Origin of the sequence: Methanocaldococcus villosus KIN24-T80 (genome assembly GCF_000371805.1) — an archaeon.
GTDB lineage: Archaea > AGJL01 > Methanococci > Methanococcales > Methanocaldococcaceae > Methanocaldococcus > Methanocaldococcus villosus.
This window is the reverse complement of sequence record NZ_AQUK01000001.1, coordinates 161,860-185,239: the sequence shown is the minus strand read 5'-3', so window position 1 is coordinate 185,239 and position 23,380 is coordinate 161,860. Positions and strand designations below refer to the sequence as shown.

Genomic DNA, 23,380 nt, shown 5'->3' with positions numbered 1-23,380 from the left:
TTGTTATAAATAAGCTCAAAGGGATAATATGAGATTTGAAATAAAGTATAGAGATGGGATGGGAAGGGTTTGCTTATTAGAGATAAATAATAAGAAGATAGAAACTCCAACAATAATGCCTGTTGTGCACCCAAATCCAAAAAAACAGAGTGTTCCAATAGATTTTATAAAAAAACTTGCTGATATAGTTATAACAAATTCATATATAATATATAAAAACAAATTTTTAAGAGAAATTGCTGAAAAATTGGGAGTGCATAAATTATTAAATTTTGATAAGATTGTTGTTACAGATAGTGGGTCTTATCAACTCAGTGTTTATGGAAAAATAGATGTTGAGCCTAATGAAATTATAGAGTTTCAAGAGAGAATAGGAGTTGATGTAGGAACAATCTTAGATATTCCTACCCCTCCAGATGTTGATAAAGAAAAGGCTGAGAGAGATTTAGAAGAGACATTAAGAAGAGCAAAAGAAGCTATAAAATTAAGGGAAGAGAGAGGTTATAGGTTATTATTAAATGGAACAATTCAAGGTTCTACATATTTAGATTTAAGAAAAAAATCAGCTATAGAGATGAGCAAATTAAACTTTGATATCTACCCAATAGGTGCTGTTGTACCACTAATGGAAAGCTATAGATTTAGAGAAGTTGTTGAAATAATAATAAATTCCAAAATGTATTTACCAAACAATAAACCAATTCACCTATTTGGTTGTGGGCATCCAATGTTTTTCTCTTTAGCAGTTTTATTAGGATGTGATCTTTTTGATTCTGCTGCATATTCTTTATATGCTAAAGATGGAAGATATTTAACAGAGACAGGAACATTACATTTAGAGGAGATGAAAGATCTTAAAGAATTTCCATGTAGTTGTCCTGTATGTTTAGAATATAAACCAAATGAACTCTATAATTTAGATGAAAAAGAGAGAGAAAGGTTATTAGCTGAACACAATTTATATGTAACTTTTGAAGAGATAAATAAGATAAAAGAGGCTATTAAAGAAGGATCATTATGGGAATTTGTTGAAAAAAGAGTTAGAGCTCATCCAAAGCTTTTAGAAGCTTATAGGATTTTAAAAAATTATATGGAGTATATAGAGAAGTTTGATCCAGTTACAAAAAAATCAGCTTTCTTTTATACTGGTATAGAATCACTTTATAGGCCAGAAGTATTAAGACATAAAAAAAGATTAAAGAGAATTAAGTATAATAAAGTTTATATTACTAACATATCCTCTAAAGTGGAAAGACCATATAGTGAGCATATCAATATTGTGAAGACAGATGTAGATATTTTAATAAAACATCCTATTTTTGGATTAATTCCATACTATATAGACACTATATACCCACTCTCACAGCATGAAGCTCCGGAGTTATATGATTTTGAAAAAAATATTAATGATAGATTCATAGAGGAGTTTATTAATTGGTTAAGAAAAAAGATAGGTGAGGAAAATATTTTAGATATAAGGAGTTATAATTATTACACTAGCCTATTTTCTGAGGATTTTGATTCTAATGCTTATAGAATTAGGAAAATGCTTCAATATCAATATGGATATGATATATTAGAAGGTGTAAATGTTAGAGTTATTAGAAGTAAGAACACAGGAAGGTTGAGGAAAGTATTAAATGAAAATGGAGATTTACTCTTTTCCATTAGAAGTCATGATAACTTTTTGATCCCTTCTAAATTAGGGGCTAAACTTTTATGGGAAAAAATCCCCTTTCCAAAATATAGAGTGGTAGTAAATAAAGAAGCTGAACCATTTGTAAAAAAAGGAAGAAATGTATTTGCAAAATTTATTGTTGATGCTGATGAGGAGCTGAGGCCTTATGAGGAGGTTATTGTTGTTAATGAAAATGATGAGTTGCTAGCTTATGGAACAAATATTTTAAATGGAGTGGAAATGAGAGAGTTTAACAATGGCTTAGCTGTTAAAGTTAGAGGGGGAATTTATGAATAAAAAAGAGTTTATAAAAATATGCCATCTCCTATATGAAAGAAAATATGTAGTAGGATCAGGAGGTAATGTTTCTGTTAGAGAGGGGAGTAAGATATATTTAACCCCTACAGGTTCAATATTAGGTTTTTTAAAAGAGAAGGATATAGCTGAAATGGATATTGATGGGAATGTTATTAAAGGAAATCCCACATCAGAAAGATTTATGCATTTATACATATATAAGAATAGAGAAGATGTTAAAGCTATAATACACACCCACTCTTTAATTTCAACTTTCCTTTCAATAATTGATAAAAAAATAGAATTATTAACTCCTGAAGGAAAATTTTTAAATGTGGGGTATGTTGATTACTATGAAGCTGGAAGTTTAGAATTGGCTGAAGCTGTAGCTAAAAGAGATGAAGATGTTATTATATTAAAAAATCATGGAGTTGTGTGTTTAGGAGATAGTTTAAAATCAGCTTATATAAAAGTAGAAGTTTTAGAAGAGATGGCCAAGCTAACACTCCTAAAACTTATTTTTCAACCTTAATATATATTTTTACATTATGCACTTTTTTATTTGGTGTTTTTATCTCCCACTCTTTCATATAATCATAATCTTCTATATCTTCAAATTTCCCTCTAACTTCTCTTTCTATAACATCTTTATTTTCTAACTCAATACCTTCAACTTTTACTTTTATCTTATCATTAATATCCAAATCTAAATCTTTTCTCATAGCTTGTATTCTTCTAATTATCTCTCTTGTAAGCCCTTCTTTTATTAAATCTTCAGTCATTTCTGTATTTACATATATTGTTCCTCTTCCAAAGTCTTCTCCAGCAATATTTTCAGGCAATTCTAATTTTATATCAACATATTCTGGCTTAATCTCATAACCATCTATAATTACAGAACCTTCTTTTAATTTTTCTAACAACCATTTCCCATCTAAGTTATTTAATATATTTACTACTTTTGGTACATCACTCTTGTATCTCTTTCCAAGTTCTCTATAATTTGGTTTAATTATGTATTTTCCACTAACTTCTCCAAACTTTATTTCTTTAACATTTCCTTGGTCTTTTATAATATACTCAAATTTTTCTACAGCCTTTCTAACTTCTTCATTTCCTGTAATAGTAATCTCTTTAATAGGGTATCTCAATGTATATTTTATTCTATCTCTCACTCTATAAATAGCATCTACTATACTCCTAACAATTTCCATTTCCTTTTCAAGATCTTTATCTATAAGTGATTCATCTACATCTATACTATACATAAAAATACTCTCTTCCATATCATCAGTTCTTAAATTCTGATAGATAGCTTCAGCGGTGTGTGGAGCAACAGGAGCAATAATTTTAGCTAATTTTAAAAGAACATAATATAATGTTTGATATGCTGAAAACTTATTATTATCTTCTCCCTCTATCCAAGTTCTATCTCTTATTAATCTAATATACCATCTACTTAAATCATTTAAAATGAAATCTTTAATAGCCCATGTATATGTATGGAAATATGGCTTTTCTAAGTTTTCAATAGCTAATTTTGCCAAACTATTAACTTTACTTATTATCCATCTATCTTCATCTTTTAGATATTTGAAATACTTGTCATCTGGTTTAAAGTTGTCTAATACCATATAATTAACTGCAAATGCATAAGCATTCCATAGTGTGTTGAATAAGCTTAAAACATCATCAACTTCACTCCAAACAAACCTCAAATCCTCCCAAACTTTATTAGCTGATAGTAAATAGAATCTTAAAATATCAGCCCCATATCTTTCAACAACATCATCAGGATCTACAATATTTCCTAAGCTTTTACTCATCTTTTCTCCATACTCATCTAAAGTAAATCCATGCATTAAACATTTTTTATAAGGGACATCATTAAAAACAATTTCTGATAAGGCATGTTGGGAGTAAAACCATTTTGTGACTTGATCATTACCCTCTGTAATAAAATCAGCTTTTTTTAGAGTTTTTGAATTTATTGATGCATATGGGGCTAATCCTGAATCAAACCATACATCTAACACATCCTTAATTCTTCTCATTTCTCCTCCACAATCACATCTTAAGATAATCTTATCTACTGTAGGCTTATGTAGATCATTTATCTCTACATTATTAATCATTCTATTTTTTAACTCCTCTATTGAACCAATAACAATATATTTTCCACACTTTTCACAAACCCATATTGGTAGTGGTATACCCCAATACCTCTGTCTTGATATGTTCCAATCTCCTACATACTTAACTCCATTAATATATCTAGTTTCTACCCAATCTGGGATCCACTCTACTGTTTTAGCATGTTCAATTATTTGATCTTTTATTTTTGATATTTTTAAAAACCATTGTTCAGTAGCTCTAAACAATAAAGGTGTTTTACATCTCCAGCAGTGTGGATAACTGTGCTTAATTTTCCCAGCATATACTAATAATCCTTTTTCTTTTAAAGTTTCAATTATTAGAGGATCAGCATCTTTAACAAACATTCCTTCCCATTTACCTTCAGTATATCTTCCTTGATCATCTATTGGGGAGTAAATAGGTAGGTTATAATTTTTACACACTTCAAAATCCTCTTCTCCATGTCCAGGTGCTGTATGAACCAATCCTGTCCCTGCCTCTAGGCTAACATGGTCTCCTAAAATAACAAAATGTGCCTTTTCAGCAAACTCTTTTTGTCTTTCTACTTCCTCTAATAATGGATGTATATATTTTTTATATTCTAAATCTTTACCTTTAACAATCTTTTCTATTTCATATTTATCTATTTTAGCTTTCTTCATAACATCTTCAACTAACTCTTTAGCAATAATCCATCTCTCTCCATTCTCTAATTTTACATATGCATAATCATATTCAGGATGAACAGAAACTGCAATATTGGCCACTAATGTCCAAGGAGTTGTAGTCCATATTATTAAATATGCATCTTCATCTTTTAATTTAAATTTAACATATACAGATGGATCTACTCTCTCTTTATATTCCCCTCTAACTTCATGCTCTGCCAATGCAGTTTCACAGCGAGGACACCAATACACAACCCTTAATTCTTTTGCCAATAATCCTTTTTCATGGGCTTTCTTTAGACTCCACCATCCAATTTCCATATATTCTTTAGTGATAGGCATATATGCATTTTCCCAATCTAACCAAACTCCTAAATTTTTAAATTGATTTTCCATTATTTCTTTATGTTTCAATGCAAACTCTTTACATTTTTCAATAAATTTTTCAACTCCAATTTTTTCTTCAATCTCCTTTTTACTCTTAATACCAAACTCTTGTTCAACTTTAACTTCTATAGGCAATCCATGCATATCCCATCCTGCTTTATCTAAAACATTATAACCTTGCATTCTTTTAAATCTTAAATAAGTATCTTTTATGATCTTATTCCAAGCAGTTCCTAAATGTATTCTTCCAGAACAATATGGAGGTCCATCTAAAAAATAAAACTCTTTATTATGCTTATTTTTCTCTTTAACTTTATCATATATCTTATTCTCCTCCCAAAATTTCTTTATTTTTTTATCTAACTCTCTAAAATTAACTTTCCCTACCTTTTTCATTGTTTCCCTCATCACATATTTTTGATTTTAAATTATTTATTCTCCTGATAATATTTTTAATATATGTAGGTTCTTCATGATCCTCTTCACATTCCTCCAATGCTTCTATATTTTTTAAAATATTTTTATCATTTAATCCCAGTCTTTTATAAATTTCTAAACATGTTTTTTTTACACAGAGATTATTTTTAACAACTATATCCAATAACTCATCATATTCAATATTTTTTTCTAAAATGTCTAAATATTTTTCAAATAATCCACTTTCTATAATAAATTCAACAATTTCCAAAATTTTTATCATTAAATCTATCTTAGAAATTTCAGAAATCAGCTGATTTTCTTTATCTTCCAATGCTATAATTTCATCAATATCTCCATTATTTTTTCTTAATGTTTCTAATTTTGTTCTAATTTTTAGTAATTCATTAACTTTATTTTCCCCAATTTCAAAAAGTTTGTCTTTTTCTAATTTTATCTCAACTAATGTTGGATATGTCATATAAAAAACCACCCTTAAGATTATTTCTTCTTTTTCTTTGATTTGTAATATCCCTTTAAAACAGGTAATTTTGGAAAGTCATCTAAAAGTTTATAATATATCTCTCCATATCTTTCACTAATAACAACAATATGGGCAGGAGGATGAATCTTTCTTATTCTATCTATAGCCTTAGGGGCTTTTTCAGCTATTTTTGCTAAACATGCAGTTTTACAGGGCTTTTTTACTTCTCCTAAAATAGTGGCTAATATTTCATCAGCAGCCTCAGGAACAATAATTTTTGGTTTTCCAATAATTGTTAGATCAGCATGTCTATCAACATCAGCCAAAGCATTTTTTAATTTTTCAAAACTATCCCCTCTAATTAAAATTAGAGTCATATTTTCACCGTGTTTTTATTTATAGTGCCTTAAATATTCTTCAAGCATAAAAGGAAAGTCTGCAGCATTAACAAACCTTAAACCTAATCTCTGTGCCCATTTTTCAATCCCTCCATCACTGGCTACAACAGCAGCATCAAGTTCTTTAGCTAAAAGCAAAACATCCAAATCAGGAGCACTATCTAAAGTTCCTACTCTTAGAGCACTTCTATATTTATTTCTAAATGTATTTATTGTTTTTGATAAAACCTTATTTATAATCTCTCTCTTACTTAAATTTGGATGTCTTTTTGTTAAATCATACACAGCTTCAGATGATTTAACTATATGTTCTTCTCCAATCCTCATACCTTTATTTATCCTCTCCCTTAAATCTTTTATATATTCATAAAATATTTCAGAGGGAATTTTTATCTCATATCTATTAGGTGTCTTTTTTATTAACCATGTATCTACCTTAACTATAACATTTCTTGGACAATTCTCACTTTCTAAAAATCCTAAAAGTTCTTTATATACAGAAGGATAGGGAATATGGCAGGAGATATTAAGTTTTATTCTTGCTTCAGCTATCAAATCTAATAATCTATCAGTGAGTTCTGTTATAGTTTTAAATCCTAAAGCCTTTCTTACAGAAGGTTCAGTAAATGCACTAGTATCAATACAAAATCTCTGTTTCTGCATCATTATCACAAATTTATTTATTTACTCTTTTCAGCCTATAACCACAGTATGGACAAACTAACCATTCAGGATCAACAGGTCGTTTACATCTTGGACATCTTGTTATAACTTCTTCCTCCTCTCTAAGCTTATATTTGCAATGAGCACAGAATTTCCAAGTTTCAAAAATGTATTTGTTACAATTTGGACATCTCTTTATGTCTTCAAGTTCCATCTTATCTATTTCAGCCCCACAATTTACACAATAATCCCAACCCACATCAATAGGATTCCCACAGTTAGTGCAAGTAGGAATAACTTCAGAGAACTTAAATCCAAGGGCTTTTTTTACAGCTTCCATGGTTATAACAGCTTCTCTTCTTAAAATCTCATCTGGATCATATTCTGCTATATGATTTAAAAGAGTTAAAATCTCATTTAATGTAACCTTATCATAGGCATCTAAATATAATATAGTTTCAGGTTTTCTTGAGGCAAGATCTTGTAATCTTCTTAAAGTAACCAATCTTGTTGCAGGAACTGAACTTCTTAAACCTGAAACTATACTCATCTTCTCTTCATCAGTTAATGGAACTACTTTTCCCATATAGCTTCACCTTTTAACATTTCAATCTTGTATTTATCCAAAGATCTCCAAGATATTTAAGTTTTGAATATGAAAACAAGGCCATTTCATAAAGATTATTTTCATTTGCATCCAATATTCCTGAAAGTTTAGCATTTTTTCTATCTATTTTGAATTTATAATATAATTGCATTTCTCCACTTCCTGCATAGTAGCAAATTATTTGAACAACATCTGCATCCGTATTTTTAAAAACATAATATACTATTGCCCCAATATCTCTTTTACTATCAGCATCTAAATCATATGGGCTGGCTCTTTCCTTTATTTCAGATTTTACCTGATAAACAATTACAGTCTTTTGATTACCTATAGTTAAATTTTCTACCTTAACAACATGATATTCTTGATACAACACATCAGGATATTTCTTAGCAACACAGCCACAGAGAAAGAGTATGGCCAATAATAAAATTATCCTACTTTTCATTATCCCACATTAAATTAGTTAAAATATTTATTATATATAAATAGCTTAGTTGTTTATAACATTAATGATATTTATGGTGAAAATATGGTCAAAACATACAGCTTGGAAAATATTGCAAGAAAATTAAATATTTCAATAAAAGATTTAAATAAGGCTTTTAAAAAGAAAATTATTAGAGAGGATGAATTTAAAAATATCAGATATTTGTTATTTAAGAAGAATTTTAAAAACATAGAAAAGGGGACAGTGGTAATATTAAATGAGCAGTTAGATATTATTAGAGGTTATCCAAAGACTTATAGAGCTTTAACACTTTATCCAACAATAAAAGAGCATTTTATAGACAAAGTTGTTATAGAAGAAAAATTAAATGGATATAACATTAGAGTGGCTAAGATAGATGATGAAATTTTGGCATTAACAAGAAGTGGATATGTATGTCCATTTACAACAAAAAAGGTTAAGAAATATCTAAAATTAGAAATCTTAGATGAATATGAACATTATATGTTATGTGGGGAGATGATAGGAAAAAATAATCCATATGTGCCCTTTTATTATGAAGAAGCTGAAAATGATGTAGAAAATTTGGCATTCTTTATTTTTGATATTAAAGAAAGGGAGAACAATAGATCACTACCAATAAAAGATAGATTGAAGTTATGTGAAAATTATAATCTTCCACATGTTAGACCTATTGATATAGTAGATAAAGATAAAGCTCATGAGGTTATTAAAGACATCATTATTGAATTAAATAATAAAAGAAGGGAAGGGGTTGTTTTAAAAGATCCTGATATGTCTGTTGAACCATTAAAATATACAACACACTTTATCAATTGTCAAGATTTAAAAGAAGCATTTTATTTCCTTTTTGATTTAGGTTTAGATTTTATGTTTAGTAGGGTAATTAGAGAAGGATTTATGAGTTATGAATTTGGAGAGTGTTTAGAGGATAGAGAAATTAGGGCTATAGATATAGGAAAATCTATTCTTTTCCCAATGGTTGAAGCTATAGAAAAAGTAGCAAAAGGAGAAAGAATAACTGAAGACTTTGAGCTCATATTTGATTCAGAGAATGATTTTTCAGAGTTTTTAGATTTTATGAGAAAGATGAAAATGATAATAAAAATTAAAAATATAGAGAGAAAGGAGGATAGGTTAAAAGTTCTTATTGGTAAGGTTTATAATAAAACTTCAGATAAGATAAAGGCTTACTTAGAAGGAGCTTTATGGGAATAACCTTCAAGGTCTAAATATACTTTTTTATAATATTTTTTAAATTTATTAATAATTTTTTCTCTGTTTTTTATAATAGAATTTAAGTCATCTACTTCAATTACAGCAAAATCTTTAAAATCTCTAACTCTAATAACACCAAATAAAAATTTCCTTAAAAATTCCTCTAACTCCTCTATTCTCTTTAAATCTTCTTTCTTAATATCTCTATTTATTGGAAATCTCATTAATAAGCATGAATCCTTTGGAATATCAATATTTAATTTTTTAGCATATTCAATAATATCTTTTTTTCTAACTTTAGCTTCAACAAATGGGGAAATTATATTTAACTCTTCTTTGGCCTTCAAACCTTTCCTATCTTCAAAAATGTCATCATAGTTAGTACCATCAGCAACCATATCATAACCTAACTTTTCCTTCTCATTATTTAAAATTTCAAAGAACATCTTTTTACAGTAATAACATCTATTTTCATCATTTTTAATTATCTTATCAACATAAATTATATTTAACTTTAAATTAAATTTCTCTGCATAATAAATAGCATTATTTAATGAATAGTTAGATATATATGGGGTTTTTATAAAAACACATAAAATGTCAGCCACTTTATTTAGCAGTATTGCTAAGACTAAACTGTCTAAACCTCCAGAATAAGCTACAATAATCTTTTTACCCTTATATTTATCTAGCTTTATCATAACAATCAGGTGAAAGTTTGTTAGAGAAATTGACAGAGATGGAAAAGGTTATAGAGGATATTAAAGAGAGGATTAATGAGCAGAAGTATGTTAGAATTGTAACCCATCATGATCCTGATGGGCTATCCTCAGGGAGTATATTGGCTAAGCTTTTGTTGAGAGAGAACAAGCTTTTTCAGATTACTGTTGTTGAACACTTATCTAAAAATGTTATTGATAAATTGAGTAATAAATATTTCTATATATTTGCTGACATGGGTAGTGGGCAGATAGAAGAGCTCTTAAATAAAGATATAAGAGGAGTTATAATTGATCATCACCCACCAGCTATAAAGGAAACTCATGTTAAAGATATTATCCAGCTAAATCCTCATATATTTGGCATTGATGGGGCTAAGGAAGCCACAGCTAGTGGAATGTGTTATTTGTTAGCAAGGGCTTATAAATATTATGACTTAAGTGGATTAGCTATTGTGGGGATTATTGGAGATATGCAGTATTCTCCACTGTTAGGGATAAATAAGTTTATTGTTAATGAAGCAAGAGAATATAGGCATATTAAAATCTTTGAAGATATAATTTATAATGTGTATAATATAGAACTCTACAAAGCTATTGCATATTGTACAAAACCTTATATCCCAGATTTAGCTTCAGAAGTAAAAGCATACAATTTTTTAAAAAGTTTAAACATTGATCCAGAGAAGAAAGAGCTAACTTGGGATGAAAGTAAAAAGTTAATATCAGCACTTATATTTAAATACCCTAAAGCTGATAGATTAAAAATTAATAGGATTATTATAAATCATAAAGTTAAAGATGCATTTTTACTATCAGAGATGTTAAATTCTGTAGGTAGGCATGGTTTGTTTGGTGTGGGTATTGGAATAGGGTTAGAAGATGATAAATGCATAGAGAGAGGGTATGAAATATTGTGGGAGTATAAAAAGAAGTTAATAAAAGAAATAAAAGAAACAAAACTTAGAAAATTAAAAAATATTTACTATTTTGAAGGAAAAAAGGGTTTTATTGGGATTATAGCAAGTATTTTAGCTGAAGATAAACCTGTTATTGGATACTATATAGAAGGAGATATAGCTAAATTCTCTGCTAGGGGAAATAAAGAGCTTATTGAAAGGGGTTTAGATTTAAATGAGGCTATGGCAGTAGCTAAAGAGTTTGATGGATCTGGAGGAGGGCATAATATTGCTGCAGGAGCAACTATACCAAAAGATAAAATTGAGGAATTTTTAAAAAGAGTTGATGAAATTATTGGAGGGCAGTTGAGTAAAGGATAAGTAAAAATAGCCCAAATATTATTCTATATATTCCAAATGGAATAAAATTATGTGTTCTTACATAATTTAATAACCATCTTACAGAAAAGATTGCAGTTATAAATGACATAAAAAAGCCTATTATTAGCACTGTAATGTCTGAATTTCCAATTTTATCAATATTTTTGTATAAACTAAAAATTGTTGCTGATAACATAACAGGTATTGCTGAAAGGAAGGAAAATTCAGTAGCAGTTTTTCTATCTAATTTTAATAACATTCCACCAATTATTGTAGCTCCTGATCTTGAAGTTCCAGGAATTAGGGCTAGACATTGAAATAATCCAATAATTAATGCTCTTTTATAATCAACTTTCTCCAAACTATTTATTTTACACTCCACTTTATAAAACTTCTCTATTATTATAAATGCTAAACCACCAATAATAAATGCTAAGGCTACAATGTAAATATTAAAAAGTTTATAAATCTGTTTATGGAATAGAAAGCCTAATATAGCTATAGGGATGAATGAAATAACAACCTTTTTCCATATCTCTAAATCATAATAGAGTTTTTTATTATATAAAAAAATAACAGCTAAGATGGCAGCTAATTGTATAGTAATTTCAAAATTAATATTAATACTATTTTGAGGTAAATGTAGAAAGTAAGATACAACTATGAGATGGGCTGTTGAAGATATTGGAAGAAATTCTGTTAGGCCTTCAACAAAACTTAGAACAATAGCTTCTAGAATGCTCATAAACTTTACCTACTGTATAGGTGTATTATTCTATATCTTTCGTTACTCATTTTTAATTTTTCATTAATTATATTTTCTAAATCGTTAATAGCTCCTGTAGGGCATACTGTTTTACATATCTCCTTCTCCAACTTGTAACATCCATTACATTTCATAGCAACTTTTCCCATTCTTATAGCTCCAAATGGACAAGCTAATGCACACAATCCACAGCCTATACATTTATCTTTAATAATTACTACCTTATTATTTATCCTTTCAATTGCATTTTCTGGGCAAACTTCTAAACAAGGAGCTTTTTCACAGTGAAAACATTTTATTGGATAATCCAAAAATATTATCCCATTTATTGGACAACTCATTTCACATCTTCTACATCCCACACATTTCTTAATATCTATCATCTCTTCACCAAATTAGATCTGAATCTTTGCATTAGCTACTATCTTATCTATTATTTCTCCTTTCTTACTACCATTAACTTTTATTTTTACAAACAATTCAGAAGCTTTTTCTTTTCTTAAATTAATAATATCATTAACCTCAACAATCTCTAAACAACCTTTTGAACATGCTTTAACACATGCGGTTTCTTTACATAATACACATTTATATGCCTTATCATCAATAACTATAGCTCCAAATGGACAAGCTAATGCACACAATCCACAGCCTATACATTTATCAAGATCTAACTTGACAACAGAATTTTCATGATAGATGGCATTAACAGGGCAAACTTCTTTACATGGAGCTGATGCACAGTGCTGACAAACTATTGGAACAAATTTTTTATCTTTTTCAATTATATATATTCTTGAAACTTTATTAACTTCCATACAAGCTCTTACACAATCTCCACAGTTATCACATAGAAAATTTGTCATCATTACTTTTTTCATCTAATCACCTATAAACCTAATAGTTTGCATTTTTCATCAATATATTTTTGTAATCTCTCAATATCTTCATCAGTTAAATGCCTATATCTCTTTTGGGCTCTTATATATTCTTTAACTGGTTTTCTTTTAGCTGGTCTATATGTTAATCTAAACTCTCCATACTCTATTTCATACAATGGAAACACTCCAGTTTCTACAGCTAATCTACCTATTTCAATAGTTTTTTCTGGAGGAAAACCCCAACCAGTTGTACATGGTTGAAGTACATGAATAAACTTTGGACCTTCTATAGATAGTGCTTTTTTTACTTTTCTCATAAGATCATCTGGATAAGAAACACAAGCTGTGGCGACATAAGGAACTCCATGAGCTGCCATTATCATAGCCATATCTTTTTTAGGTCTATCTTCTCCTTTACTAATTTTTCCTGCAGGAGTTGTTGTTGTTGAAGCATATAGTGGAGTAGCAGAACTTCTCTGAATTCCTGTGTTCATATATGCTTCATTATCATACATAATATATAATATATTATGCCCTCTTTCCATAGCTCCACTCAAAGACTGAAAACCTATATCTGCTGTCCCTCCATCCCCACCTATTGCTATAACATTTATTTTTCTATCTTTAAATTTTCCTCTTTTTCTTTTCAGAACTTTTATAGCAGATTCTATCCCACTAGCTACAGCTCCTGCACATTCAAATGCAACATGTATCCAAGGCACTTTCCAAGAAGTTTCTGGGTATGGTGTGGAAAAAACTTCTAAACATCCAGTAGGAGTAGTTACTATTGTATCTTTTCCTGCCACTTTTAATATCTGTCTAACAATTATAGCTGCCCCACATCCTGCACAGCCTCTATGTCCAGGAGCAAATAATTCAATTCTAGGATATTGCATTATTTCACCTTTTTTCACTCTTTACAGTTAACCCAAACAGTTTCATCATCATCTGCCTTTCTTACATGGTCTATAATAAATTTAATATCTTCTATTCTAACATCTCTTCCCCCTAAACCTGCAATATAATTACAAATCTTTTTATTTTTTAATACTGAGGATATCTCAATACCCAAAGCTCCTTTATTAAATCCTAAAGAAATATTTTTATCAATAACAGCTATATTTTCAGCATTTTCTAAGAATTTTCTAATGTCTTCTTTAGGAAATGGTCTAAAGCATCTAACTCTCAATAATCCAACATTTTCCATTTTATCAATAACATCTTTTATTGTACCACAGACAGACCCCATAGCGACTAATACTGTATCAGCATTTTCTAAATTATAGGCTTCAACTAATCCATTTCCATATTTTCTGCCAAATATGTTGTAATATTCTTCATTCACATCTTTTATAACCTTTTTAGCATTTTCCATAGCCTTTTCAATCTGTTTTCTAGTTTCCATATAACACTCTGGTACACCTACAGGCCCTTGAGTTATTGGTCTATCAGGATCAAGATAGGCATGTTTTGGTTCATAAACACCTAGATATTCCCTAACTTTTTTCTCATCTGGAATTTCAACAGGTTCAACAGTGTGAGTTAAAATAAACCCATCAATACAAACCATAACTGGAAGTAGAACATTTTCATTCTCTGCTATTTTATAAGCTTGAATCACACTATCTAAAGTTTCTTGATTACTCTCAGCATATATCTGTATCCATCCTGTATCTCTTTGAGATATTGAATCTTGATGATCACACCAAATGTTTATTGGAGCTGAAAGAGCCCTATTTGCTACAAGCATTACAATTGGTAACCTCATACCTGCAGCAATAAAGAGTAGTTCATGCATCAAAGCCAAACCTTGTGATGCAGTGGCTGTAAATGTTCTAACCCCAGTAGCAGCAGCCCCAATACATGCTGCCATTGCTGAATGTTCACTTTCAACTTTTATATATTCAGCATCAAGTTCTCCATTAGCAATAAATTCAGCTAATTTTTCAACACATGTAGTTTGAGGGGTTATAGGATAAGCAGCTATAACATCAACATCAGCTAATCTAACAGCTTCAGCAGCAGCTGAAGTACCAGTTATAACTTTTTTCATTATTCCACCTTTTTTATTTCTCTTCTCTGACTCTTGTTATTGCCTTAACTGGACATTCATGCTCACAGATTAAACAGCCTTTACAATAATCATAATCTATTATAAAGTTTCCATCAATATCTTCTTGTATTGCTCCTTCTGGGCAGAAAATATAACATTTTTCGCATTTTATACATTTTTTTATATCTAATATTGGTCTAAAAGTTCTCCATCCTCCTGTTTTGTTTCTAACTGAATTACCTGGTTCATATATAATAGCAGCTATATTAACCATAGTTACTCACCATACTTCTTTATTATTTCATTATATGCTTTTTCAGCAGCTAATGCATTTTTTTCCCCTAACTTTCCACTAAATGTTTCTAAAATAGCTTTTTTTATAGATTCTAAGCTTACTAATTTTGTAGCTCCTGCAAAAGCCCCAACCATAGCTGTATTAACAATTGGTACCCCTAAAACTTCTAAAGCTATACCTGTTGCATCTATGCAATAAGTTTTATAATCAAATTCCATATCTTTAACAGTGTTTATAATAACAGCACCATCTTTCTTTAAACCTTCAAAAACATTAACAACATCTAATAATGTGGAATCTTGAACAACTATATAGTCAGGTTCATATATTTGGCATCTCAACCTTATAGGTTTATCATCAATCCTTGTAAAAGCCTTTACAGGAGCTCCTCTTCTCTCCACACCAAAAAAAGGAAAAGCTTGACAATATTTTCCATCATAAAAAGCAGCTTTAGCTAATATTCTTGCAGCAGTAACAGCTCCTTGTCCTCCTCTACCATGAAATCTAATTTCTATCATACAACCACCAAATCTATCATTATAAATCATTAACAATTATTAAAAAAAGCCATATATAAACTTTTGGAAAATTTAGCAATTGACGAAATTTGGTGAGAGTATGAGGGAAATCACTGATGAAAAATTAGAAAAATATTTTAAAATGACAGAAGAAGCTATAAAAATAATAAAAAATGGCATGCCTCCAAAAAGAAGTCTTTTATATGATGTGGCTAAAGACTTTCTTTTAATGATAGAAAGTTATTATAAAGATGCAAAATCTTTTAAAGAAAAAGGAGATTATGTTAATGCATTTGCTTCATTAAATTATGCTTATGGATGGATAGATGCAGGTGTTAGATTAGGATTGTTTAATGTTGGGGATGATGACAAAAGATTTACATTAGCTAAGTGATATTATGATAAGGGCTTTTAAATTAATGCTATCATTCTTTACGAGATTTCCAATAAATGTTGAAGATTTCAACTTTGATACAATAGCTGAACACTTTTATTTAGTTGTAATTATTGGATATATATATGGGGCCATCTCTTATTTTCTCTCTTTCTTACCTTTGCCTCCTTTACTTCTTTCATGTATAATCCTGTTTACTATTGAATTTATAAATGGTTTTCATCATTTTGATGGTTTATTAGACTTTGGAGAAGGGTTGATGGTTATAGCTGATAGAAAAACAAAATTAAAGATTATGAAAGATCCTTATGTTGGCACTTTTGGATTATCTTTTGGAGTATTTTACATAATAACCACTGTAGTTTCAATATATTATATATTAAAAATAAATCCTCTATATCTATTAGCAGTAGAGGTGCTTTCTAAACTTTCTCTTTTAAGCTGTGCATCTTTTGGCAATCCATTAAAGGAAGGAACTGGAAAATATTTTGTTAAAAGAGCTGATGAAAAGTTCTTAGCTCTAGCTCTTATTCTATCACTTCCCTTATTGTTAATATTTGATAGCACAGGTAGAAAAGCTGTTTCATTAGCTATAATCATATCTGTGTTATTGGGATTATTTATGGCAAAATTAGCTAAAGGACAGTTTGGAGGGGTTAATGGGGATGTATTAGGGGCAACAAATGAAGTTAGTAGGGTTATCAATTTAATAGCTATCCTCTTTTTCTTATTAACTCTAGAACATAATCTTTCTTCTTTATAGCTTCATCACATGCTGATCTTATCATTTCTTTCATTTTTTCAAAGTTTTTAGGTTTTTTCTCTCCAACAACCTTTTTTACAGGAGTGTATGCAGACTCTCTAAACATAGGTTTTAATGGTTTCTTTTTATTATCTTCAATAATATAACTTTCATTACCTTTCTCAACATAACCCACTTCTATAGCATTTATCAATTTTTTCACTTCATCAGCAATGTCTTCATTGCATATTACCATTAATGAATCAGTAGAAACTCCTAAGGGATCAATGTCTAATTCTAAAAGCATGTTTAATACCTTCTCATTTATTGTATTATATAATCTATCTTTATAAAATACTAATGAAACATTTGAGCTTTTAGATATCTCATAAGCATCTCCCCTAACTCCTCCATTAGTTACATCTGTCATAGCATCAATCTCTTTTATCAAGCCAGTTTCAATTAACTTCTCACAAGCTTTTATAAAATCAACATTAAGAGTTTCATAAATTACATCATAATATCCATAAAATATAGCGGTTGTTGTTATTGTTCCTCCTCCACTACCTTTTGTCATTAAAATAACATCCCCTTCTTTTGCCCTCTTTCTAACTGTAGGCTCATAATCATCAATCACCCCTATAGCTGTAACAGAAGAAACCATCCTATCTCCTATAACCATATCCCCTCCAACCCTAAGAGTAGAGCCTCCTATTAGGGGAATATTTAAAGCTTCAGAAACACAGCAAACCCCAGCTGTGAAATCAAATATCTTTCCAATATCTCCATCATCAGCTAAATGAATATCACTTAATAAGGCAATTCCTCTAGCCCCTTTTACATAAACATCTCTTAATGCTGCTCTTGCTACATGAAAGCCTGCTAAGAAAGGAAATTCACTAAGCCTTGAATGTGTTCCATCTACAGCTGCAACAATGTATTTAGCTTTATCAACTTTAACAATCCCTGCATCATCCTGATCTTTGGCTGAAGTGTAAGAAACTGTATTTGTACTTTCTATTATTCTTGCAATCTCTCTATGAACAAAGAAATCTCCTTCTCCTCTACTACCTACACCAAATTCACCCATTTTAACATTAGCTTTTGGATAGTTTAATATAATTTTTAAATTTTTATCCTCAACATTCAAAGCTTTTTCTGAAATTTTTACTTCTTCCAATACAGCTTTTATTAATTTTTTAGCAAATTCTTCATCTTCTTTTATTTCAACTATTCTCTTAAAACCATCTTCAATAATCTTCTCTTCTGGAATATTCTTTCTTAAACATCTTCTAACATATCCTTCAATATCCAAGTTACCACCTAAATGGTTTTATATCTATGATATCAATAAAATCTTTTAGGTTGAGATCATGCAGTTTGTACATATAGCAGATAATCATTTAGGTTATAGGCATTATAACTTAGATGAGAGAGAGATGGATATATATGAAAATTTTAATGAATGTATAGATAAAATTATTGAAATAAAACCTGACTTTGTTATTCACTCTGGTGATCTTTTTAATGATTTGAGACCACAAATAGAAGCTTTAAGGATTGCTATAGAAGGGTTTAGGAAGTTAAAAGATATGGGAATAAGGGTTTATATTGTTGCTGGAAATCATGAAATGCCAAGAAGGAGAAATAGGAAAAGTCCTATTATTTTATTAAAGGATTATGTTAAGATCTTAAATGGATATGTTTTAGAGGGGGATATATTTATAGCTGGCACCTATTACCATAATCTCAATAAAAAGGAAGAGTTGAGGAATAAGATAAAAGAATTTGAAATAAAAGGAGCAGGATATAAGAAAAAAATACTTGCACTACATCAGGGTATTAATAAATATTTACCTTATGATTATGAGTTAGAAATTAATGAGTTGCCCTCTTTTTCCTACTACGCATTAGGCCATGTTCATAATAGAGTTTTAGAAAGGTTTAATGATGGCATATTAGCTTATGCAGGATCTACAGAGATTATAAGGATAGATGAGTATGAAAGTTATAAAAAGGATGGTAAAGGATTCTATTTAGTAGATTTCAGTAAAGGAGATATAGACATTAGTGATGTAGATAAGATAAATTTAGAGTGTAGGGATATTATAAAAGCTGAGATAAAAACTGAAAAAGATTTATTAGAAGTTATTAAAGAGATTAATAATGCAAAGAAAAAGCCAATATTAATAGGAAAGATAAAAGAGGAGTTAAGGCATAGGTTAGATATAATAAAAGATAAAATATTAATAAATAAACTTATACCAGTAGAAGAGAAAATTTTTGATGAAATTGATACTGTAGAAACATTGGATATTAAAGAGCTTTTAATTAAATATGCAAATAATAACAAGTTAAATGGAGAATTTGTGTATCTCTTATATAGAAAATTAATTAATAATGAAGATTGGAGAGATATTGTAGATAATTTCTATAAAAATTTTATGTGAGATAGATGAAAGTTGTAATTGGTATAGGTAATGAGCTTAGAGGAGATGATGCTGTAGGGTGTTATATAGCTAAAAGGTTGATAGAGTACTTTAATGGGGAAGGAGATATATTTAAAAAAGATAATTTATGTATAATAAATGCAAGAACCTCATTAGAGGCTTATACTGATATTATTAAAGAGTTAAAGCCAAAACATATTATTATAGTAGATTGTGCATTAATAAATGAGGATTATAGAATTATAAAGTTAGATGAAATAGATAATCTCTTATTATCATCACATAACCTTCCAATATCTTTCATAATAAAATATTTAAAAAATTTTATAGATTTTGATCTGACCATTATTGGAATAAGGCCAAGAGTTATTGATTTTTGTGATATGAGTAATGAAACAAAAAAAATAGCAGAAAAGGTTTTAAAGGAGATAATAAAGATGGTGAAATAATGAATTTAAAGGAAATTGAAAGAAAATGGCAGAAAAAATGGGAGGAAGCTAAGATATTTAATGCTGATCCTGATAACAGAGAGAAGTTTTTTATAACTGCTGCTTTTCCATACTTAAATGGTGTTTTACATGCAGGACATTTAAGAACATTTACAATCCCTGAAGTTATAGCAAGATATCAGAGAATGAAAGGAAAAAATGTTCTTTGGACATTTGGTTATCATGTAACTGGAACACCAATATTAGGTTTAGCAGAATTGATAAAGAATAGGGATGAAAAAACATTAGAAGCTTATAACAAACTTCATGGCATACCTATGGAAACACTTCTAACTTTAACTACCCCAGAAAAGATAGTTGAATATTTTTCAAAAAAGGCTGAAGAAGCTTTTAAAAAGATGGGTTTTAGTTTAGACTGGAGAAGAAACTTTAAAACTGATGATGAAGCATTTAAAAGATTTATTGTTTGGCAATTTCATAAGTTAAAAGAAAAAGGGTATATTGTTAAAGGCTCACACCCTGTTAGATACTGTCCAAAATGTGACAACCCTGTTGAAGATCATGATCTATTACATGGGGAGAATGCCACATTGGTAGAATATGTATTAATTAAGTTCAAGTTGGGAGACATTATTTTACCAGCAGCCACTTTAAGGCCAGAAACAGTATTTGGAGTTTCTAATATATGGGTAAATCCTAATGAGACATATGTTAAAGCCAAAGTTTTAAATGAAGATAGTGGTAAAGAGGAGATTTGGATAGTATCAAAAGAGTGTGCTGAAAAATTAAAACATCAAAATAGGAAGGTTGAAATATTAGAAGAATTTAAAGGAGAAGAGTTGTTAGGAAAAGAGGTTTTAAATCCAATAACTAATAAGAAAGTTAAAATATATCCTGCTAAGTTTGTTAAAACAGGTGTAGGGACAGGAGTGGTTATGTCTGTTCCTGCCCACGCCCCTTATGACTATATAGCATTAAAAGACTTAAATTTATTAGATAAAGTTGAAATTATCCCATTGATTAAGGTTCCCAACTACAGTGAAATTCCAGCAAAGGATATTATTGATAAATTAAAAATAGAGAGTCAAGAGGATAGAGATAAATTAGATGAGGCTACAAAGAGGTTATATAAGGATGAATATCACAAGGGAATTTTGAATGAAAATTGTCTTGAATACAGTGGATTAGCTGTTAAAGATATAAAGGATAAGCTAACAAAAGATTTTATTGAAAAAGGATTGGCTGAAACATTTTATGAGTTTAGTGAAGAAAATGTTGTTTGTAGGTGTGGAACAAAATGTATAGTTAAAATGGTTAAAGGTCAATGGTTTATAAAATATTCTGATGAGCATTGGAAAGAACTAGCACACAAATGTGTAGATAAAATGGAGTTTATCCCAGATTATCTAAGAGAAGTATTCCATGAAATGATTGATTGGATGAAAGATAAGGCTTGTGTAAGAAGAAGGGGGTTAGGGACAGAGTTTCCATTTGAAGAGGGTTGGATAATTGAAAGTTTATCAGATTCTACAATATACCCCGCTTACTATACTATAGCAAAATATATAAATGAACTAAATATAAAACCAGAACAGCTAACTTTAGAGCTTTTTGATTATGTGTTTTTGGGTAAAGGAGATTTAAATAAGATATCTGAAGAAACAAAGATAGATAAAGAAACTATTAAAAAGATGAGGGAAGAGTTCCTCTATTATTATCCAGTAGATTGGAGATGTTCAGCTAAAGATTTAATACCAAATCATCTAACTTTCTACATATTCAATCATGTAGCTATATTCCCTGAGGATCTTTGGCCAAGAGGGATTGTTGTTAATGGTTATGTAACAATAGAAGGGAAAAAGTTATCAAAGTCCAAAGGACCATTACTACCAGTTTTAGAGGTTGCTGAAAAGTTTGGAGCAGATGTAGGAAGATTTTATATAGCAACATGTGCTGAGCTACCACAAGATGCTGATATTAAATATCATGAATTGGAAAAGACTAAAAGGATTTTAGAAAGGCTTTATATATTTGCTAAAGAAGTTTTAGAAAAAAAGGAAAGTAATGAAAGTTATATAGATAAATGGTTATTATCTAAGCTATACAGATCTGTTAGAGAATATTATAAATTAATGGATAAATTTGAATTAAGAAAGGCTGGATTGTTATTATACCAACTATTAGATGATGATATCAAATGGTATAAAAAGAGAGGAGGAGATAATAGGGAGGTTTTATTGGAATATTTAGATGTTGTTGTTAGATTAATGGCTCCATTCACTCCTCATATATGTGAGGAGATTTGGGAAATGATGGGTAGAGAAGGATTTGTTTCTCTAACTAAATTGCCAGAAGTTAAAGAGGAGTTGATAAATGATGAGATAGAATTGGGAGAGGAGTATATAAAGCAGTTGATTGAGGATATAAAAGAAATTATAAATGTGGCAAAAATAAAACCAAGGAGGATTTATATATATACTGCAGATGATTGGAAATATGAAGTTTTAAGAATAATTAAAGAAAATGAAGGAAAGACTGTAAAAGAAATCATGCCAATAATAATGAAAGATGAAAGGTTTAGAAAGCTTGGAAAAGAAGTTGCTAAGCTTGTAAATCAATTGATAAAAATGAAAGCTGAAGTTATAGATGAGGTTAAAGTATTAAATGAGGCAAAAGAGTTCTTAGAAAAAGAATTTAACACTGAAATAATAATAAATGGAGAGGATAAGGCTAATAAAAAGAGATTTGCAATCCCATTTAAACCTGCTATATATGTGGAAGAATGAAAATGAAACATTTAGAGATGATTTTAGATAGTTTAAAAACTCATACAAAAAAACCAGAGTTGGAACAATATACTATCCCAGGAAAGCTTGCTTCTGAAATTCTATTTTTTGCTAAAGATGATTTTTATAATAATATTGCTTTAGACTTTGGTTGTGGTAGTGGAAGATTGGCTATAGGTTGTAAGCTTTTAGGGGCTAAGAGGGTTATAGGTATTGATATTGACAAAGAGGCTATAGAGGTTGCTAAAAAAAATGCTGAATATCTTAATTTAGATATTGATTTTTACTGTATGGATATTAGAGAAGTTGATGAAGAGTTTTTAAATGCTATTCTTAAGGAAGATAAAGATTTAAAAAGAGTAGTAATTCAAAATCCACCATTTGGTGCCCAAAAGAGACATGCTGATAGAATTTTTATAGATAAGGCATTAGAGTTAGGGGATGTTATTTACACTATTCACAACTACCCTACAAAAGATTTTATTATAAATTATGTTAAAGGTAGGGGAAGAATAACACACATATATGAAACAAATTTTAAAATACCTGCTATATACAAATTTCATAAAAAGAGACTTGTTGAAATCCCAGTAGTTATTTTTAGAATTGAAAGGGTTTGAAT

25 protein-coding genes are annotated in these 23,380 nt (G+C 29.5%); 10 read left to right on the top strand and 15 right to left on the bottom strand.

Annotated elements, in window-relative coordinates:
• The first annotated feature begins 28 nt into the window (after window positions 1-28).
• Window positions 29-1,975: a tRNA guanosine(15) transglycosylase TgtA gene (gene tgtA, locus METVI_RS0101040; RefSeq protein WP_004590116.1), complete on the top strand. Its 1,947-nt coding sequence runs from the start codon at window positions 29-31 to the stop codon at window positions 1,973-1,975.
• Window positions 1,968-2,507, top strand: coding sequence for an L-fuculose phosphate aldolase (fucA, locus tag METVI_RS0101035; protein ID WP_004590115.1), 540 nt, complete (start codon window positions 1,968-1,970; stop codon window positions 2,505-2,507). The genes tgtA and fucA overlap by 8 nt, the downstream gene beginning before the upstream one ends.
• Here fucA and ileS read toward each other — a convergent pair.
• From ileS to METVI_RS0101005, 6 genes are read right to left on the bottom strand one after another with little or no spacing between them, the layout of a single operon-like run.
• On the bottom strand, window positions 2,491-5,562 hold the full coding sequence (ileS, locus tag METVI_RS0101030; RefSeq protein ID WP_017980936.1) for an isoleucine--tRNA ligase: 3,072 nt from the start codon (window positions 5,560-5,562) through the stop codon (window positions 2,491-2,493). The two genes, fucA and ileS, sit on opposite strands and share 17 nt — an antisense overlap.
• Window positions 5,540-6,064 carry a hypothetical protein gene (locus METVI_RS0101025; RefSeq protein ID WP_004590114.1) on the bottom strand — a complete coding sequence of 175 codons (525 nt, stop codon included), beginning with the start codon at window positions 6,062-6,064 and terminating at the stop codon, window positions 5,540-5,542. Before METVI_RS0101025 ends, ileS begins: the two co-directional genes overlap by 23 nt.
• Before the next feature lie 20 nt (window positions 6,065-6,084).
• Window positions 6,085-6,444 carry a DUF356 domain-containing protein gene (locus METVI_RS0101020; RefSeq protein ID WP_004590113.1) on the bottom strand — a complete coding sequence of 120 codons (360 nt, stop codon included), beginning with the start codon at window positions 6,442-6,444 and terminating at the stop codon, window positions 6,085-6,087.
• Between the two features lie 15 nt (window positions 6,445-6,459).
• Window positions 6,460-7,128, bottom strand: a complete 669-nt coding sequence (locus tag METVI_RS0101015; protein ID WP_004590111.1) for an RNA ligase partner protein — start codon at window positions 7,126-7,128, stop codon at window positions 6,460-6,462.
• A gap of 13 nt (window positions 7,129-7,141) precedes the next feature.
• Entirely contained in the window at window positions 7,142-7,714 is a 573-nt protein-coding gene (locus tag METVI_RS0101010; RefSeq protein WP_004590110.1) for a zinc ribbon domain-containing protein, read from the bottom strand.
• A 13-nt stretch (window positions 7,715-7,727) separates the two neighbouring features.
• Window positions 7,728-8,183, bottom strand: coding sequence for a hypothetical protein (locus tag METVI_RS0101005; RefSeq protein WP_004590109.1), 456 nt, complete (start codon window positions 8,181-8,183; stop codon window positions 7,728-7,730).
• An 84-nt stretch (window positions 8,184-8,267) separates the two neighbouring features.
• Here METVI_RS0101005 and METVI_RS0101000 point away from each other — a divergent pair, with 84 nt between their 5' ends.
• The gene (locus METVI_RS0101000; protein WP_004590108.1) at window positions 8,268-9,425 is read left to right on the top strand and encodes an RNA ligase; all 1,158 of its coding nucleotides are present in this window, start codon (window positions 8,268-8,270) and stop codon (window positions 9,423-9,425) included.
• On the opposite strand, the gene larE is transcribed toward METVI_RS0101000, so the two are convergent.
• The gene (larE, locus tag METVI_RS0100995; protein WP_004590107.1) at window positions 9,398-10,126 is read right to left on the bottom strand and encodes an ATP-dependent sacrificial sulfur transferase LarE; all 729 of its coding nucleotides are present in this window, start codon (window positions 10,124-10,126) and stop codon (window positions 9,398-9,400) included. The genes METVI_RS0101000 and larE overlap by 28 nt on opposite strands.
• 17 nt (window positions 10,127-10,143) lie before the next feature.
• Between larE and METVI_RS0100990 the strand changes: the two genes are divergently transcribed.
• A complete protein-coding gene (locus METVI_RS0100990) occupies window positions 10,144-11,424 on the top strand; it encodes a single-stranded-DNA-specific exonuclease RecJ (protein ID WP_004590106.1) in 1,281 nt (426 codons plus the stop codon).
• Here the strand turns inward: METVI_RS0100990 and METVI_RS0100985 are convergent.
• The 7 genes from METVI_RS0100985 to METVI_RS0100955 are packed head-to-tail and all read right to left on the bottom strand — an operon-like array spanning window position 11,396 to window position 15,937.
• Complete coding sequence (locus tag METVI_RS0100985) at window positions 11,396-12,169, bottom strand: undecaprenyl-diphosphate phosphatase (protein ID WP_004590105.1); 774 nt, start codon at window positions 12,167-12,169, stop codon at window positions 11,396-11,398. The genes METVI_RS0100990 and METVI_RS0100985 overlap by 29 nt on opposite strands.
• Before the next feature lie 5 nt (window positions 12,170-12,174).
• Entirely contained in the window at window positions 12,175-12,573 is a 399-nt protein-coding gene (locus METVI_RS0100980; RefSeq protein WP_004590104.1) for a 4Fe-4S dicluster domain-containing protein, read from the bottom strand.
• Between the two features lie 12 nt (window positions 12,574-12,585).
• The gene (locus tag METVI_RS0100975) at window positions 12,586-13,071 is read right to left on the bottom strand and encodes a 4Fe-4S dicluster domain-containing protein (protein ID WP_004590103.1); all 486 of its coding nucleotides are present in this window, start codon (window positions 13,069-13,071) and stop codon (window positions 12,586-12,588) included.
• A gap of 8 nt (window positions 13,072-13,079) precedes the next feature.
• Window positions 13,080-13,967, bottom strand: coding sequence for a pyruvate synthase subunit PorB (gene porB, locus METVI_RS0100970; protein WP_004590102.1), 888 nt, complete (start codon window positions 13,965-13,967; stop codon window positions 13,080-13,082).
• Between the two features lie 14 nt (window positions 13,968-13,981).
• Complete coding sequence (porA, locus tag METVI_RS0100965) at window positions 13,982-15,124, bottom strand: pyruvate synthase subunit PorA (RefSeq protein WP_004590101.1); 1,143 nt, start codon at window positions 15,122-15,124, stop codon at window positions 13,982-13,984.
• A 13-nt stretch (window positions 15,125-15,137) separates the two neighbouring features.
• Window positions 15,138-15,398, bottom strand: a complete 261-nt coding sequence (gene porD, locus METVI_RS0100960) for a pyruvate synthase subunit PorD (protein ID WP_004590100.1) — start codon at window positions 15,396-15,398, stop codon at window positions 15,138-15,140.
• A 2-nt stretch (window positions 15,399-15,400) separates the two neighbouring features.
• Window positions 15,401-15,937, bottom strand: a complete 537-nt coding sequence (locus METVI_RS0100955) for a pyruvate ferredoxin oxidoreductase subunit gamma (RefSeq protein WP_004590099.1) — start codon at window positions 15,935-15,937, stop codon at window positions 15,401-15,403.
• Between the two features lie 100 nt (window positions 15,938-16,037).
• Between METVI_RS0100955 and METVI_RS0100950 the strand changes: the two genes are divergently transcribed.
• Both METVI_RS0100950 and cobS read left to right on the top strand, forming a co-directional pair.
• Window positions 16,038-16,331 (top strand): DUF357 domain-containing protein, encoded by a 294-nt coding sequence (locus METVI_RS0100950; protein WP_004590098.1) that lies wholly within the window; start codon window positions 16,038-16,040, stop codon window positions 16,329-16,331.
• 4 nt (window positions 16,332-16,335) lie between these two features.
• Window positions 16,336-17,094, top strand: coding sequence for an adenosylcobinamide-GDP ribazoletransferase (cobS, locus tag METVI_RS0100945; RefSeq protein WP_004590097.1), 759 nt, complete (start codon window positions 16,336-16,338; stop codon window positions 17,092-17,094).
• Here the strand turns inward: cobS and METVI_RS0100940 are convergent.
• Window positions 17,045-18,388 (bottom strand): AIR synthase related protein, encoded by a 1,344-nt coding sequence (locus METVI_RS0100940; protein WP_004590096.1) that lies wholly within the window; start codon window positions 18,386-18,388, stop codon window positions 17,045-17,047. The two genes, cobS and METVI_RS0100940, sit on opposite strands and share 50 nt — an antisense overlap.
• Window positions 18,389-18,446: 58 nt before the next feature.
• On the opposite strand from METVI_RS0100940, the gene METVI_RS0100935 reads away from it, so the two are divergent.
• From METVI_RS0100935 to METVI_RS0100920, 4 genes are read left to right on the top strand one after another with little or no spacing between them, the layout of a single operon-like run.
• Window positions 18,447-19,523 (top strand): DNA repair exonuclease, encoded by a 1,077-nt coding sequence (locus METVI_RS0100935; protein ID WP_004590095.1) that lies wholly within the window; start codon window positions 18,447-18,449, stop codon window positions 19,521-19,523.
• 5 nt (window positions 19,524-19,528) lie between these two features.
• Window positions 19,529-19,972, top strand: a complete 444-nt coding sequence (gene hycI / locus METVI_RS0100930; RefSeq protein WP_004590094.1) for a hydrogenase maturation peptidase HycI — start codon at window positions 19,529-19,531, stop codon at window positions 19,970-19,972.
• Window positions 19,972-22,758: a leucine--tRNA ligase gene (gene leuS, locus METVI_RS0100925; RefSeq protein ID WP_017980935.1), complete on the top strand. Its 2,787-nt coding sequence runs from the start codon at window positions 19,972-19,974 to the stop codon at window positions 22,756-22,758. The genes hycI and leuS overlap by 1 nt, the downstream gene beginning before the upstream one ends.
• Window positions 22,755-23,378, top strand: coding sequence for an METTL5 family protein (locus METVI_RS0100920; RefSeq protein ID WP_004590093.1), 624 nt, complete (start codon window positions 22,755-22,757; stop codon window positions 23,376-23,378). The genes leuS and METVI_RS0100920 overlap by 4 nt, the downstream gene beginning before the upstream one ends.
• Window positions 23,379-23,380: the final 2 nt, after the last annotated feature.